The organism is Labrys wisconsinensis, assembly GCF_030814995.1.
GTDB classification, from domain to species: domain Bacteria; phylum Pseudomonadota; class Alphaproteobacteria; order Rhizobiales; family Labraceae; genus Labrys; species Labrys wisconsinensis.
The window spans coordinates 13,821-27,273 of the sequence record NZ_JAUSVX010000035.1 but is presented as its reverse complement, the minus strand read 5'-3'; the positions used below and the strand labels follow the sequence as shown (position 1 = coordinate 27,273).

The 13,453-nt window shown below is 69.9% G+C and carries 12 protein-coding genes; 5 read left to right on the top strand and 7 right to left on the bottom strand.

The window, feature by feature from the left end:
• Positions 1-136 precede the first annotated feature (136 nt).
• Together QO011_RS41980 and QO011_RS41975 are read right to left on the bottom strand one after the other, a co-directional pair.
• Entirely contained in the window at positions 137-1,807 is a 1,671-nt protein-coding gene (locus QO011_RS41980) for an aromatic/alkene/methane monooxygenase hydroxylase/oxygenase subunit alpha (RefSeq protein ID WP_307286596.1), read from the bottom strand.
• A gap of 724 nt (positions 1,808-2,531) precedes the next feature.
• A complete protein-coding gene (locus QO011_RS41975) occupies positions 2,532-3,584 on the bottom strand; it encodes an NAD(P)-dependent alcohol dehydrogenase (RefSeq protein WP_307286594.1) in 1,053 nt (350 codons plus the stop codon).
• 231 nt (positions 3,585-3,815) lie between these two features.
• On the opposite strand from QO011_RS41975, the gene QO011_RS41970 reads away from it, so the two are divergent.
• Positions 3,816-5,645: a sigma-54-dependent Fis family transcriptional regulator gene (locus QO011_RS41970; RefSeq protein WP_307286591.1), complete on the top strand. Its 1,830-nt coding sequence runs from the start codon at positions 3,816-3,818 to the stop codon at positions 5,643-5,645.
• 37 nt (positions 5,646-5,682) lie between these two features.
• On the opposite strand, the gene QO011_RS41965 is transcribed toward QO011_RS41970, so the two are convergent.
• Positions 5,683-6,084 (bottom strand): hypothetical protein, encoded by a 402-nt coding sequence (locus QO011_RS41965; RefSeq protein WP_307286589.1) that lies wholly within the window; start codon positions 6,082-6,084, stop codon positions 5,683-5,685.
• Positions 6,085-6,126: 42 nt separating this feature from the next.
• Positions 6,127-6,852 carry an SDR family oxidoreductase gene (locus QO011_RS41960; RefSeq protein ID WP_307286585.1) on the bottom strand — a complete coding sequence of 242 codons (726 nt, stop codon included), beginning with the start codon at positions 6,850-6,852 and terminating at the stop codon, positions 6,127-6,129.
• Positions 6,853-7,009: 157 nt separating this feature from the next.
• On the opposite strand from QO011_RS41960, the gene QO011_RS41955 reads away from it, so the two are divergent.
• Complete coding sequence (locus QO011_RS41955) at positions 7,010-8,059, top strand: threonine aldolase family protein (protein WP_307286580.1); 1,050 nt, start codon at positions 7,010-7,012, stop codon at positions 8,057-8,059.
• 334 nt (positions 8,060-8,393) lie between these two features.
• Here the strand turns inward: QO011_RS41955 and hemH are convergent, their stop codons facing one another.
• Entirely contained in the window at positions 8,394-9,440 is a 1,047-nt protein-coding gene (gene hemH / locus QO011_RS41950) for a ferrochelatase (protein WP_307286575.1), read from the bottom strand.
• Between the two features lie 113 nt (positions 9,441-9,553).
• Here hemH and QO011_RS41945 point away from each other — a divergent pair, with 113 nt between their 5' ends.
• Together QO011_RS41945 and ppa are read left to right on the top strand one after the other, a co-directional pair.
• The gene (locus QO011_RS41945; RefSeq protein WP_307286573.1) at positions 9,554-10,072 is read left to right on the top strand and encodes a GNAT family N-acetyltransferase; all 519 of its coding nucleotides are present in this window, start codon (positions 9,554-9,556) and stop codon (positions 10,070-10,072) included.
• Positions 10,073-10,196: 124 nt separating this feature from the next.
• Positions 10,197-10,733, top strand: a complete 537-nt coding sequence (gene ppa, locus QO011_RS41940) for an inorganic diphosphatase (protein WP_307286571.1) — start codon at positions 10,197-10,199, stop codon at positions 10,731-10,733.
• A 56-nt stretch (positions 10,734-10,789) separates the two neighbouring features.
• Here ppa and QO011_RS41935 read toward each other — a convergent pair whose 3' ends face one another.
• Together QO011_RS41935 and QO011_RS41930 are read right to left on the bottom strand one after the other, a co-directional pair.
• Positions 10,790-11,212 (bottom strand): GlcG/HbpS family heme-binding protein, encoded by a 423-nt coding sequence (locus QO011_RS41935; protein WP_307286568.1) that lies wholly within the window; start codon positions 11,210-11,212, stop codon positions 10,790-10,792.
• Positions 11,213-11,229: 17 nt separating this feature from the next.
• A complete protein-coding gene (locus QO011_RS41930; protein WP_307286565.1) occupies positions 11,230-12,066 on the bottom strand; it encodes a sugar phosphate isomerase/epimerase family protein in 837 nt (278 codons plus the stop codon).
• 364 nt (positions 12,067-12,430) lie between these two features.
• On the opposite strand from QO011_RS41930, the gene QO011_RS41925 reads away from it, so the two are divergent.
• Positions 12,431-13,453 (top strand): Gfo/Idh/MocA family protein, encoded by a 1,023-nt coding sequence (locus QO011_RS41925; protein WP_307286563.1) that lies wholly within the window; start codon positions 12,431-12,433, stop codon positions 13,451-13,453.

Below are 13,453 nucleotides of genomic sequence, written 5' to 3'. Positions count from 1 at the left end.
CCCCGACCGCGACCTCGCCCCCCACCGGAGGCCGGCGAACGATATTGGCCGCCCCCAGGCGGGGGACCCCCCGAACGGGCGGGAGGGGTGGGGGGGGGGGGGGGGGGGGCCGCCCCGCGCCGGCCCCGCACCCCCGTCAGTTGCAGGGGTTGATGGTGAAGCCCTTGCGGTACTCGGCGACGTGCGCGTCGCGCTCCTCCGGCGTCATCTCACGCAGAAGCGTCAGCGGGCTCTTGATGGTATGGCCGCGCACGTGATCGAGCGTCCACATCGCCTTGTCGTCGAAGCGCAGATGCGGCTGGGGCACCAGCGTCTTGCCGTCGGTGCGCACGAAGCCGAGATCGGTGACGGCATCGGCGAGATCGACGTCGTGGTAGCAGCTCTCCCATTCGCGCCGGCCGCTGAAGCGGCCCATCGCCGGGGTCGGCCGGCCCTGATATTCGCCGGCGAAGGCCTCCACCGCCGTCCAGCGATCGAGCTCATGGGCGAAGGTGTGGATCTGGCCGTCGATCTCGTCCACCACCATGTCCTCGCGGATCAGGCAGGGCACCAGGCAGCTCCAGCACCGGTGCGGATAGACGTAGCCGACATCCGGGTTGAAGGTGATGATGGTCTGGCCGGGCCTCGAGAGCTTCTCGTACCACTTCCAGTACTCGCCGAACTCCGCATACCAGCCCGGATACTTGTGCTCGAACCACTCGAAATCCTTGTCGGTCTGGGCTTCGATGCGCCAGAAGTTCAAGGGCCAGCCGACGGAGAAGAACTGCGCCACCTTGTGGACGTAGAACTTCTCGGTGAGACGCTTCCAGGCCGTCTGCACGTCGTCGTGATGGATCTTGATGCCGTACTTCTCCAGCGGCAGCATGTAGGTGCGATAGTAATCCTCGAAGATCCAGCGGTGCCACATCTCCGCATAGGACTCCTTGGTCTTGTCGCGGTTGGTGGTGCCGTATTCGATGAAGGTGCCGATGGCGGCGTCGACGATGGCGTGGTTCTGCCAGAAGGCGTAGCGCAGGTCGCGCTCGAGCAGGAGGTGGTTCTCCGGCTCCTTCAGCATCGACATCAGCATGGAATGGCCGTTGCCGATATGGCGGCTCTCGTCCGACTGCACGGAGAGGAAGACGGTGGGCAGCGCATAGTCGCCGTTGCGGGCGGCTTCCGACGGCATGGCGACGAACAGCGTGTTGGTGAACGCGGTCTCGGCGACGACGGTCAGGTAGATGTTGGCCGAAGTGATGGCGTCACCGGTGATGAAGCCTTCGCCGAACTGCCGGCCGATGGTGGTGGCGTAGCACTTGCCGAACGCCTCCTCGGTGATGTCGAACCCGGCCGGGTCGATATAGTTCTCCATGTACCATTTCTTCAGGTTCATCTGGATGGTCGAGTGCCGGAACTCGTCGACCATCTGCATGGTGAAGCCGGTGCGAAGATCCTCGCCCGGGGCGAGCCGGCCGACCATCGCCATGGAGCGGGCCGCCGAGATCTCGGGGAAGGGGATGATTGCCAGGAACAGCTTCATCCACTCCACCCAGCGCGGCTCGACATTGCGGAACATGTCGCCGCGCAGGGCCGCGTCGAGGGCGCCATAGACGCGATTGTCCTTCTCCTCCTGCATCGGGAAGTAGGACCGCAGGACCTGCTTCATCGGATCCTTCGGGGCCTTGGTGATCTTGTAGTCGGTCGGAAAGGTCATCGCTTCCTGGACGTAGGAAGGATTCCAGCCGAGATCGGCGATCTTCTTGGCCGCCTCGCCGACGGAAATGCCACGCTGGGCGGTAATCTTGTTGAGCGTCAAAGTTCCAGACATCTCGTCCATCCTCCTGATCGGGTCGGAGTCCACATCGATATTCCGCTCGCCCGGCGCCGAGGCGCACGCGGGTGCCCCCTGGCCGCGCGGACGCGGACAATCTTTCGACCGCCTGAGCGGCCGATCGCTTGCTATCGGCAAAGGTCTCGGGATGAGCCGTCGGAGCCCCCGGCAAGCAGCAAGGCACGGTTCCCGAAAAGTCCGGAGCACGTCCCCGGCTGGAACCATCGGCCTCGCGCCGATTACAAGGCTCGTTCGGCGGGCATCCTCCCCCTCGTTCTTGTCGTGGCTCGCCCGGATGGACCAGTCATCGTTGTTCTCGCCTGAGGCTTAGCAATGGGCGTGCCAACTGCATTCCCGGCCAGACCCGAGCCGCCGGTCGGGATTTCCGCCAGTATTCGCACCAGCGCCGGCCTGCGGATGCATCCGGACGACGATCCCGCACACGCATTTTGCGACAGTGAAGCATTTTGAGAAAATATTGCGCCGCAATGCAAAACGTTTTCTCGGCGATAATCTCGATGCAACGCAGCAAAATCCTTTCGGACGAGGCCTTTTCGTCACCGACATCGGGATCATCGCCTCTTCATCTGCCAGGAGATTGGGTGGACCGCCGGCAAACGAAAGGCCCGGCGCGGATGATGTCCGGGCCGGGCCTTCGTCTCATCAGCCGTCCGACAGGGCTGGCGGCCTCAGCCTCCGCCACGCGCCTTCCGCGCCCGCATCACGGCACCAGCACGGCGCGGCCGTGGACCAGGCCGGCGTTGAGATCGTGCAGGGCGCGGTTGGCGTCGGAGAGTGGGTATTCGACGGTCGCCAGCTCCACCAGCCCACGGTCGGCCAGGGCCATCAGCTCGGTCAGTTCGGCCCAGGTGCCGACGAGATTGCCGATGATGTTCTTCTCGGTGATGACCATGTCGACGGTCGGCACGCGCACGTCCTCGCCATAGCCGACGATGTAGTAGCTGCCCATCGGCCGCGTCATCGCCAGCCCCTTGGCGGTGGTGCCCTTCTCGCCGACGAAGTCGATCACCGCCTCGGCGCCGGCGCCGGCGGTGAGCGCCAGCACCGCCTCGACCTCGTTGCCGTCGGCCTTGACCAGGTGGTCGGCGCCGGACTTCTTGGCCAGCGCCAGCGAGCCGTCCGACCGGTCGACGACGATGACGTCGGCGGCGCACATCGCCTTCAGGCACTGGATGCCGATATGGCCGAGGCCGCCGGCGCCGATCACCACGCAGGTTTCGCCGGGCAGGAGATGGCGCGTCGCCTTCTTGGCGGCGCGATAGGCGGTGAGGCCGGCATCGGCATAAGGCGCGACCTCCTTGGGCTGCAGGCTGCGCGGCAGCGCCACGATGTTGCGCTCCGACGTGCAGAGGAACTCGGCATAGCCGCCGTTGCAATCGAGCCCCGGAAACTTTCCTGGCCCGTGCATGTCGAAGCCGCGGCGGCAGGCGAGGCAGGTGCCGCCGGTGATCTTGGGGTGCACGATCACCGGATCGCCCTTGCGGATGCCCTCGACCTCCTTGCCGACCTCCTCGACCCAGCCGGCATTCTCGTGCCCCATGATCAGGGGCAGCAGCCTGTCGCCGGTCGGGTCCATGTGCGGCTTCCACACGCCCTCGATGATGTGGAGATCGGTCCGGCAGACGCCGGCCCCGCCGATCCGCACGATCACGTCCGTCGACCTGGCGATCCTGGGATCGGGCACGGTCTCTTCCGCCACCCAGCGTTCGCCGGTGAGCGTCTCGTCATAGGTCTTCAGCACCTGTGCCTTCATCGTTTCCTCCTGCGCCGACGCGCTTCGCGCTGTCGTGCCGGTCCCGACCGCAGCTTCCGTGCCACGCAAGCGGCTCGCGTCTTTTCAAGGGGTTGCCGGACCCCGCCGCTCCGGCGCCGTCCAGTCGCTGGACGGGGCGCGCCGACGCGGTGTCCAGCGACTGGACGGCTTCCCGGTGCTGGCGTGGCCTTTGCATCACCGGCGGCAAAGCAAGATCCAGGGAGGATGGCGATGCTGCAGGCATCGGGTCTGGAACGGGCGCGCGCGGCGCTGGAGCGCAGCGGGCGCTTTCCCGCCGGCGCCCTGCCGGAGGCGATCGCGCAGAGCTGGTCGCGCTGCGTCGCGCGGGGCCTCGACCCCCTGGACGACCCGCGCGGGGCGGTCGTTCCCTTCGACGATGTCCGGGCGAGGCGCGAGAAGGCCGGCCTGCTGCGCCGGCTCGCCCTGGCCGAGCTGCAGCTCCTGCACGCCCAGATCGCCGGCTCGGATTTCATGATCGCCTTCGCCGATGCGGACGGCGTGGTGCTGGACACGATCAGCGACCATCGCTTCGCCGAAAGCGCCGCCGGCCGCTCGATCGTGCCGGGCAGCGTCTGGCGGGAGGAGGAGCGCGGCACCAACGCCCTCGGCCTCGCCATCCGGGACGCCGCGCCGATCGCGATCTACGGGCGCGAGCATTTCTTTGCCGCGCACGGCCATCTCAGCTGCCTGGCCGTGCCGGTGTTCGACCCGGCAGGCGAGGTCGCCGGCATCCTCGATGCCTCCTGCTCCAACGAGGCTCGCCAGCAGCACACCCATGCCCTGCTGCGGATGGCGGCGACCGAGATCGAGAACGGCCTGATCCTGCAGGACCGCTCGAGCCCCCTCGTCCTCGCCTTCCATCCGCGCCCGGACTATCTCGACACGCTCTCGGCCGGCCTGCTCGTGCTGGACGCGGAGGGCCGGCTGCGCTCGCTCAACCGCCCTGGGCGGGCCCTGCTGTCGGGCCTGCCGGCCGGCGCCGGCACGGCGTTCGAGGCCCTGTTCGACGCCGGCTTCGCCGCGACCATGGACGGCCTGCGCCATGGCGGCCCCGTGCGCGTGCGCGACCGGGCCGGCAGCGCGGTGTTCCTGGCCGGCCGCCGGATCGGCGGCGGCGCGGCGCGGGCGGCCCTCCCGGCGGCGGCAGTCCCCGCCGAGAGCGGCTTCGTCTGCGGCGACGCCGCGCTGCAGCGCGGGATGCGGGACCTCCCCGCGGCGGTCCGGCGGCGCATGGCGGTGCTGATCACCGGCGAGACCGGCACGGGCAAGGAGCTGATGGCCCGCCACGTCCATGCCGTCAGCGGCCGCGGCGGCGCCTTCGTCGCGGTGAACTGCGGCGCCGTCCCCGAGCAGCTCTTCATCGCCGAGCTCTTCGGCCATGAGCGGGGCGCCTATACCAACGCGCGCAACGAGGGATCCCCCGGCCTGATCGGCCTCGCCGACAAGGGCACGCTGTTCCTCGACGAAGTGGCCGACATCCCGCTGCCGGCCCAGGCCGCCCTGCTGCGCTTCCTCGACGACATGGAGATACGGCCGGTCGGCGGCCAGAAGACGCGGCGGGTCGACGTCCAGGTGGTGTCGGCGACCAATGCCGACCTCGAGCAGGCCGTGGCCGCACGCCGCTTTCGCCGCGACCTGCTCTACCGGCTGGATGCCTTCGCCATCGCCCTGCCGCCCCTGCGCGAGCGCAGCGACTTCGCCGCGCTGGTCCACCACCTGCTGGCGCGGGACGGCGCCCGCCTCGCGATCACCGACGACGTGATGGAGCGCCTGCGCGGCCGGTCCTGGCCCGGCAATATCCGCGAGCTCGGCGCGCATCTGCGCCGGGCCGCGATCGCGGCCGACGGCGACCTCCTGGACGACGGCGCGGCCGAGGCCGAGGACGACGATGCCTGCGCCCGCTGCGCCGGCCGCCCCCTCGATGCGATGCGCTGCCGCCGGATCCGCCAGGCCTATGCGGCCGAGGGCGGCAACGTCACCGCTGCCGCCCGCCGCCTCGGACTGTCGCGCACGACGCTCTACAAGCATGTCGGGCCATGAGGCGGCAAAGCCGGCCGCCGGCGCCCGCGGCGCCGCGTCAGCGGGTGCGCCGGCGCCGTGGATCCGCTTCGGCCGCGCGCCGCCCGAACAGGAGATCGACGAAGGTCCGCATGGACATGCCGGACGGCAGCGGCGGCACGGGCGCGGTGCTGCGATAGACCGAGCGATCGTCGCGGAACACTTCCAGCATGCTGCCGGGCCAGCCATGGAGCACGATCTCCCGGCCGCGGTGCTCCGTCTCGAAGGCGCCGGGAACGCCGGAGGACGCCACGAAGCGCAGCGTCTCGCCGGGGCCCGCCACGAACACCTCGACCCAAGGCTCCGCCAGCACGGCGACGGGCTCGGCGTCGATGTTGCGCAATTCGTAGACGTCGCGGTGCAGCGGCTCCTCCCGAGGCCGGATCGGCGCGTCTGCCGCGCCTCCGTCGCCTCCATGCACCCGGGATCGGGCATTTTGATGGAGGTGCCGCCGCGGCAGCGCTCAATAGTCCTGGCGCGTAGGGGTGATCGTCAGCTCCTGCAGGAGCACGTTCTGCGGCATCTGGTAAGCGAACAGGATGGTGTTCGCCACGTCCTCGGCGGCGATGCCGCCGCCGACCTTCTCCTTGCCGGAGAGCCAGAAGGCGCGCGCTTCCTCGTTCAGCATGGTGCCGGGAATGTCGGTCTCGGTCAGGCCGGGCGAGACCACGATCACGCGGACGTCGTAGGGCGCCATGTTGCGCCGCGCGCCCTCGCTGATCGCATGGACGAAGAACTTCGTGCCGCAATAGACGTCGTGATAGGGGTAGGACTTGCGGCCGGCGATCGAGGAGATGTTGACGATGGTGCCGCGCCGGCGCGCCTTCATCGCCGGCATCACCGCATGCATGCCGTTGAGCACGCCGACGCAGTTGATGTCGATCACCTCGCGCCACTCGGCCGGATCCTGGTCCTCCAGCTTGGCCAGCGGCGCGATGCCGGCATTGTTGACCTGGCAGTCGACCGGACCGTGCGCCGCCTCGCCCTCGGCGATCGCCGCTTCGACCGCCGTGCGGTCGCGCACGTCGACGGCGACGCAGACCGCATCCGGCAGGTCGAGATCCCGCAGGAGCTCGACGCGGCGGGCGAGCAGCAGCAGCGGGTGTCCCGCCTTCGAGAAAGCCTGCGCCGTCGCCTTGCCGATGCCGGCACTGGCGCCCGTGATCATCACCAACGGCTTGCCTGTCATCGTCTCCTCCCATGCCGGACCGGTTCGATGCCGGCCACTCGCTTCGTGAAATTTTGTCTCGCCGGCGTTACATCTGTCAAATGGCGAGCCTCCTTGCGGGCAGCCATGACTTGCATCCGCCGCGACGAAGGGTTTCTTTGCGGGTCGGAGGTTTCCCATGAACTTTGCCAGCGACAACTGGGCCGGCGCGAGCCCGCGCGTGCTCGACGCCCTGCGGCGGGCGGCCGAGGGCATCGCCCCGGCCTACGGCCAGGACGAGACGACGCAGGCGCTGGCGCGGCGCCTGTCGACCCTGTTCGAGCGCGAGGTCGCGGTCTTTCTGACGCCGACCGGCACGGCGACCAACGCGCTCGCCCTGGCGGCGCTGTGCCCGCCGAACGGCGCGGTGCTGGCGCACGAGGAAGCGCATGTCATCGCCGACGAATACGGCGCCCCGGAATTCTTCGGCCAGGGGACGCGGCTGATCGGCATGCCGGGCGTCGGCGGCAAGATCGACATTGCGGCGATCGAGGCCGCCTTCGACCGCCTGCCGGCCGCCGGCTCGCGCCAGCCCACGCCGGCAGCGCTGACGCTGACCCAGGCGAGCGAATGCGGCGGGGTCTACAGCGTGCCGGAGGTGCAGGCGCTCGCCGCGGCGGCCAAGGCGCGCGGCCTCGCCGTCCACATGGACGGGGCGCGCTTCGCCAACGCCGTGGCGGCCCTGAAATGCACGCCGGCCGAGATCACCTGGAAGGCCGGGGTCGACGCGCTCTCCTTCGGCGGCACCAAGAACGGCGCGCTGATGGCCGAGGCCGTGGTGTTCTTCGATCCGGCGCTGGCGCGCGACTTCGACTGGCGCCGGCGGCGCGGCGGCCACGTCGTCTCCAAGGCGCGGCTGATCTCCGCGCAGTTCCTGGCGCTGCTGGAGGACGGGCATTGGCTCGACCTCGCCCGCCATGCCAACGCCATGGCGGCTCGGCTGGCCGAGGGCCTGCGCACCGCCGGCCATCGCATTCCCTGGCCGACGCAGGCCAACGAGGTGTTCCCGGTGCTGCCGAGGCCGCTGATCGCCCGGCTGCAGGCGGCCGGCGCCGCCTTCTATGAATGGCCGACCCAGAGCCTCGCTCCCGAGGACGCGCCTGAAGAGGACGAGGCGCTGGTGCGCCTCGTCACCTCCTTCGCCACCACGCCGGCGGAGGTCGAGCGCTTCCTCGACGCGGCGGCATAGGCGGGGGACGGAGGCGAGGCGCTGTGCAAACGAGGCCGGCGCGTATGCCGAAACCCGGGCGTTCGAACGGCAGGGGCCGGGCGCTTTTTTCTCCTCCTCCCGCGTTCGCGTGGATGGGCGGATCAAGTCCGCCCATGACGGTCGCGGTTGATGCGACCGTTGCCGTTCTCGCCGCCACGGTTTCGTCATGGCCGGGCTTGACCCGGCCATCCACGCGAACGCAATCGCTTGCATGTTCTCTGCGACGGGGCCGGTTCTCTCGTCTCGGCACCCCGCGGGCAGACAGGCGGGACGCGGCAGGCGCGCTCGCACCGGGGACTGATCGCCCCAGGCTCTAAATCCAGCCCATCAGCTCGCGCTCGACCACATGGGCGAGCACCGCCATGCCCTCCTCGCCGTCGTTGAGGCAGGGGAGGTAGGCGAACTTCTCGCCGCCATGGTGCTGGAAGATTTCGCGGTTCTCGGTGCCGAGCTCCTCCAGGGTCTCCAGGCAGTCGGCGACGAAGCCGGGGGCGACGATGGCGAGGCGCCTGGTGCCGGCCTTGGCCAGGCCCGCCACCGTCTCGTCGGTATAGGGCTTCAGCCACTCCTCCTTGCCGAAGCGCGACTGGAAGGTGATCCTGAGCCGGGCCTCGTCGAGACCGAGCGCCGCGCGCAGCAGCCGGCCGGTCTTCACGGCAAAGCAGTAATAGGGATCGCCGGCGAGGAGATAGGATTTCGGCACGCCGTGGAAGGAGGCCAGGATCACCTCCGGCTCGAAGTCGAGGGCGGCGAGGCTGCGGCGCACCGAGGCGGCCACTGCCTCGATATAGACGGGATCCTCGTGCCATTGCGGCGCGATGCGCACCGCCGGCTGCCAGCGCAGCGTCTTGAGGTGGTCGAAGGCCTTGTCGCAGACCGTGGCCGTGGTGGCCGCGGCATATTGCGGATAGAGCGGCACGATCAGGATGCGGTCGCAGCCCGCGGCCCGCAGCCGGTCGATGCGGGGCGCGATGGCGGGATTGCCGTAGCGCATGGCGAAGTCGACGACGAGGCGGTCGGAACGGGCGGCAAGGCGCGCGGCGAGCTTCTCGGTCTGGGCCTGCGTGATCACCAGGAGGGGCGAGGCATCCTTCTCCCGGTTCCAGATCGAGGCATATTTGGCGCCGCTCTTCGAGGGGCGGGTCGACAGGATGATCAGGTTGAGCAGCGGCCACCACAACAGGCGCGGCACCTCGATGACGCGCCGGTCCGACAGGAACTCCTTGAGATAGCGGCGCATCGGCCAGTAGGTCGTGCCGTCGGGCGTGCCGAGATTGACCAGGAGCACGCCGATCCGCCCGGCGCGCAGGGGCGGGTGGTCGACCGGCTTGGCGCCGGAACCGGCAATGGTGTCGTGCATCGGATCCTCGCTCGTCACCGGCGATGTAGCCTCTCGGGGTGCGGCGATCAAATCATGCGGACATGGGACCGACACTCTTGCGGGGCGCGGCACTGGCCGCTTATCCTACCCCCATGAACACCGACGCCATCGAGATCCGCCTCGCTCGTCCGGACGATGCCAGCGCCATCGCCGAGGTCCACGACCTCGCGTGGCGCAACGCCTATCGCGGGCTGATCCCCGGCCCGGAGCTGGAGCGCATGGTCGAGCGCCGCGGCGCCAAATGGTGGAAGAACGCCATCGACCGCAAGACCCGCATCGTCGTGCTGGCCTTCGGCGGCGTCGTCGCCGGCTATGCCACCTATGGCCGCAACCGGGCGCTCGGCCTGCCCTTCCAGGGCGAGATCTTCGAGCTCTATCTCCGGCCGGAATATCAGGGCCTGGGCTTCGGCCGACGCCTGTTCTCGGCGGTCAGGCGCGACCTCGCCGGCCATGCGGTGAAGAGCATCCTGGTCTGGGCGCTGGCCGACAACGAAGGCGCCTGCGGCTTCTATCGCCGCCTCGGCGGCGAGCCGGTGGACACCACCGTCGAGAGCTTCGGCAGCGCCCGGCTGCAGAAGATCGCCTTCGGATGGTCGGCTGCGGCCGGCTGAAACGGCGCACGCGGCTCGTTCGGCATCATTCCCGATTGAATCGGCGCTGGGTTGCGCATAAGCGTTCCGGCATCCAAGATCGGCCGGCATTCGCCGCCCGACCATCCGAGGAGACCGGTTCTTCATGCGTATCGACGCCATTTCCATCGGCCGCAACCCGCCGCACGAGGTCAACGTGATCGTCGAGGTCCCGGTCGGCGGCGAACCCATCAAGTACGAGATGGACAAGGAGGCCGGGACGCTGGTGGTCGATCGCTTCCTCTACACGTCGATGCGCTATCCCGGCAATTACGGCTTCGTGCCGCACACGCTCTCCGACGACGGCGACCCGATCGACGTGCTGATCGCCAACCAGCGCGGCATCGTGCCGGGCGCTGTCATCGCGGTGCGGCCGGTCGGCGTGCTCAAGATGGAGGACGAGGGCGGCGGCGACGAGAAGATCATCGCCGTGCCGGTGCCGCGCCTCACCCGCCGCTACGAGAACGTGCACAACTACACCGACCTGCCGGAGATCACCCGCCAGCAGATCGAGCACTTCTTCGAGCACTACAAGGACCTCGAGAAGAACAAGTGGGTCAAGGTCACCGGCTGGGGCGATGCCAAGGAGGCCGAGGCGATGATCCTGCAGGCGATCGAGCGCCACAAGGCCAACAAGGGCTGAGCCCCGGCGCGCCCGGCCGGCAGGCGCCGGCAATCGGGACGCCGGTGCGGCCACGGTCAGCCCAGCACCGCCGCCCCGGCCCGGGCGATGGCGCCGTCCCCGGCCTCGTCGGCGCCGCTGACGCCGATCGCCCCCAGCACCTCGCCCCGCCAGGCCAGCGGCACGCCGCCGTCGAGCGGGATCGCCCCCGGCAGGCAGAGCAGGGTCGGGCGGCCGCCGTCGACCGCGTCCTGGAACACGGCCGTCCCGCGCCGGAAGGCGACGGCGGTCCGCGCCTTGAGGATCGCGATCTCGATGCTGCCGATCTGCGTCCCGTCGAGCCGCTCCAGGCAGACGAGATGGCCGCCATCGTCGAGCACGGCGATGCAGACGGCGTGCCCATGCCGCAGCGCGGCCTCGCGCGCCGCCGCCAGGACGGCCCGGGCCGCCGGAAGGGTCAGCGCCGGCCTGGTGGCGAGCAGGTTGGAGGGATCGCTCATCGGTGCGCCCTCCCGGCTCAGCCCAGCGACGCTTCGATCGCCTTGCAATAGGCGAGCGCCCGGCGGGCATAGTGGTCGGGATCGGCCTTGCGCGTGTGGAAGCCGATCTCCATGGTGAGGTGGCCGGCGAAGCCGGCATCCCTGACCGCCTGCATCACGCCGGTCCAGTCGACCGTGCCGTCTCCCGGCGCGCCCCGATCGGTGTCGGCGAAATGGATATGGGCGAGGTCTGCGCCCATCTGGCGGATATAGTCGGCCGCCACCTCGTTGCGGTAGAGGGCGTGATAGGTGTCGAACATCACCTTGACGTTGGGCAGGCCGGTCTCGCGCATCATCTCCAGGGCGTCGTCGGCGGTCTCGACCAGGTTGCTGTCGGCCGCGGTCGGCTCGATCGCCACGATGATGCCGCGCTCGCGGGCATGGCGGCCGATCTCGGTGAGGGCCTGCGTGCTCCAGGCCCAGGCATCGCGCCGGCCGGTGCCGAACACCTGCCAGCCGGCGATGTAGAGCACGATGCCGGCGCCGAGATCGGCGGCAAGGTCCACCACCTCCTTGTAATGGGCGACGGTGCCCTGCCGCTCCTCGGCCACGGGCGAGGCGGCGTTGAAGCCGGGACCGCCGCCGGGAGCCGGCAGCAGGCTGACCGCCGGCAGGCCCTCGCCCTGCATCAGGCGGCGCAGCTCGGCCCTCCGGGCGGCCGGCAGATAGGCCGGCCAGGCATGGGGGGCGGCGCAGCCGATCTCGATGCCGTCATAGCCGATGCGGGCGAGGCGCCGCACCACCTCGTCCAGGGGATAGGAGGGCAGCCAGCTGGGAAAGCTGCCATAGGCCCAGGTGTTGAAGGCGTATTTCACGTCCGTCCTCCCGCCGGCATGCCGGCCCCGCGGTGGCTGCTGTCGGCCACCGTTCCACGTAAACGTTTAAACGCGCAAGGCCCCCTGTCAACGATTTTGTCGGCCGAGGCGCGGCGCAGGCCGGCGACCGGGGCGCCATGCGCATGCGCCGCCCGGCGTCGACGCGCTCCCGGCGCCCTGTCCGCCCCGTTCGATCAGCCCGATTGTCGCGATCACGACATGGTGTCGCCGGCATGCGCCGGAACGGTCTTGACAGCCCGTTCGACCTGACTAAGCTGCCCGACTGTTAAACGATTAACAACGATCGACAATGAAGGGTGCCCCGGGCTGCATGTCGCCCGACGGCGCCCCCGGGGAGGCGGCGATGACGAAGCGTCTGAGGTGGGGCGTGCTGGGCACGGCGGGCATCGCCCGCGGCCAGGTGATCCCGGCGATCCGCGGCTCGTCCAACGGCGAGGTGGTCGCCGTCGCCGGCCGCGACCCGGAGCGGACCCGGGCCTTCGCCCGCGACCTCGACATTCCCCGCGCCGTGGACGGCTACGAGGCCCTGGTCGCCGATCCCGGCATCGACGCGGTCTACATTCCGCTGCCGAACGGCGCCCATGCGCAATGGGCGATCCGCTCCGCCGAGGCGGGCAAGGCGGTGCTGTGCGAGAAGCCGCTGGCCATGGACGCGGCCGAGGCCCAGCGCGTCGCCGACGTCTTCGCCGCGCGCGGCGTGCCGCTGATGGAAGGCTTCATGTATCGCTTCCACCCCCAGAACGTGCGGGTGCTCGAGCTCGTCCGGTCCGGGGCGGTGGGCGAGGTGCGCGAGGTGCGCGCGCATCTCTCCGTCCACCTGATGGACCCGCCGGACCCCCGCAACGTCCGCTTCGACCCGGCCATCGGCGGCGGCGCCCTGCTCGACATGGGCTGCTACACCGCCAGCATCGTCCGCCGCATCTTCGGGGAGGAGCCTGAGACCGTGCAGGGCTGGCTCGACATCGACCCGAGCTTCGGGGTCGACGTATCCGCGGCGGCGATCCTGGGCTATGGCGGCGGCCGGCTCGGCGCCATGACCTGCTCCTTCAGGGCCGGCGGCCAGGGCACCTGCACCATCGTCGGCACCAAGGGCACGATCGAGGTGCCCCGCGCCATCATCCCGGGCATGGACACGCGCGCTCCGGAGGGCCTGGTCGTGCTCGTCGACACCGACGGGCGGCGGCGCGAGGAGGTCTTCGCGCCGGTGAACCAGTACCGGCTGATGGCCGAGGCCTTCGCCGAGGCGGTGATCGCCGGCCGGCCGGTGCCCTATGCCCCCGCGGACGCCGTGGCGAACATGCGGGTGCTCGACGCCGTGGCACGCTCGGCGGCGGACGGCGCGCGGGTCGCCATCGCGCCGCGCTGA

Excerpts from the sequence above, each read along its gene's own strand:
- hemH (WP_307286575.1), bottom strand. The coding sequence starts at position 9,440 with ATGCACGACACCATTGCCGGTTCCGGCGCCAAGCCGGTCGACCACCCG.
- QO011_RS41925 (WP_307286563.1), top strand. The coding sequence starts at position 12,431 with ATGACGAAGCGTCTGAGGTGGGGCGTGCTGGGCACGGCGGGCATCGCC.
- QO011_RS41955 (WP_307286580.1), top strand. The coding sequence starts at position 7,010 with ATGAACTTTGCCAGCGACAACTGGGCCGGCGCGAGCCCGCGCGTGCTC.
- ppa (WP_307286571.1), top strand. The coding sequence starts at position 10,197 with ATGCGTATCGACGCCATTTCCATCGGCCGCAACCCGCCGCACGAGGTC.
- QO011_RS41935 (WP_307286568.1), bottom strand. The coding sequence starts at position 11,212 with ATGAGCGATCCCTCCAACCTGCTCGCCACCAGGCCGGCGCTGACCCTT.
- QO011_RS41945 (WP_307286573.1), top strand. The coding sequence starts at position 9,554 with ATGAACACCGACGCCATCGAGATCCGCCTCGCTCGTCCGGACGATGCC.
- QO011_RS41980 (WP_307286596.1), bottom strand. The coding sequence starts at position 1,807 with ATGTCTGGAACTTTGACGCTCAACAAGATTACCGCCCAGCGTGGCATT.
- QO011_RS41960 (WP_307286585.1), bottom strand. The coding sequence starts at position 6,852 with ATGACAGGCAAGCCGTTGGTGATGATCACGGGCGCCAGTGCCGGCATC.
- QO011_RS41970 (WP_307286591.1), top strand. The coding sequence starts at position 3,816 with ATGCTGCAGGCATCGGGTCTGGAACGGGCGCGCGCGGCGCTGGAGCGC.
- QO011_RS41975 (WP_307286594.1), bottom strand. The coding sequence starts at position 3,584 with ATGAAGGCACAGGTGCTGAAGACCTATGACGAGACGCTCACCGGCGAA.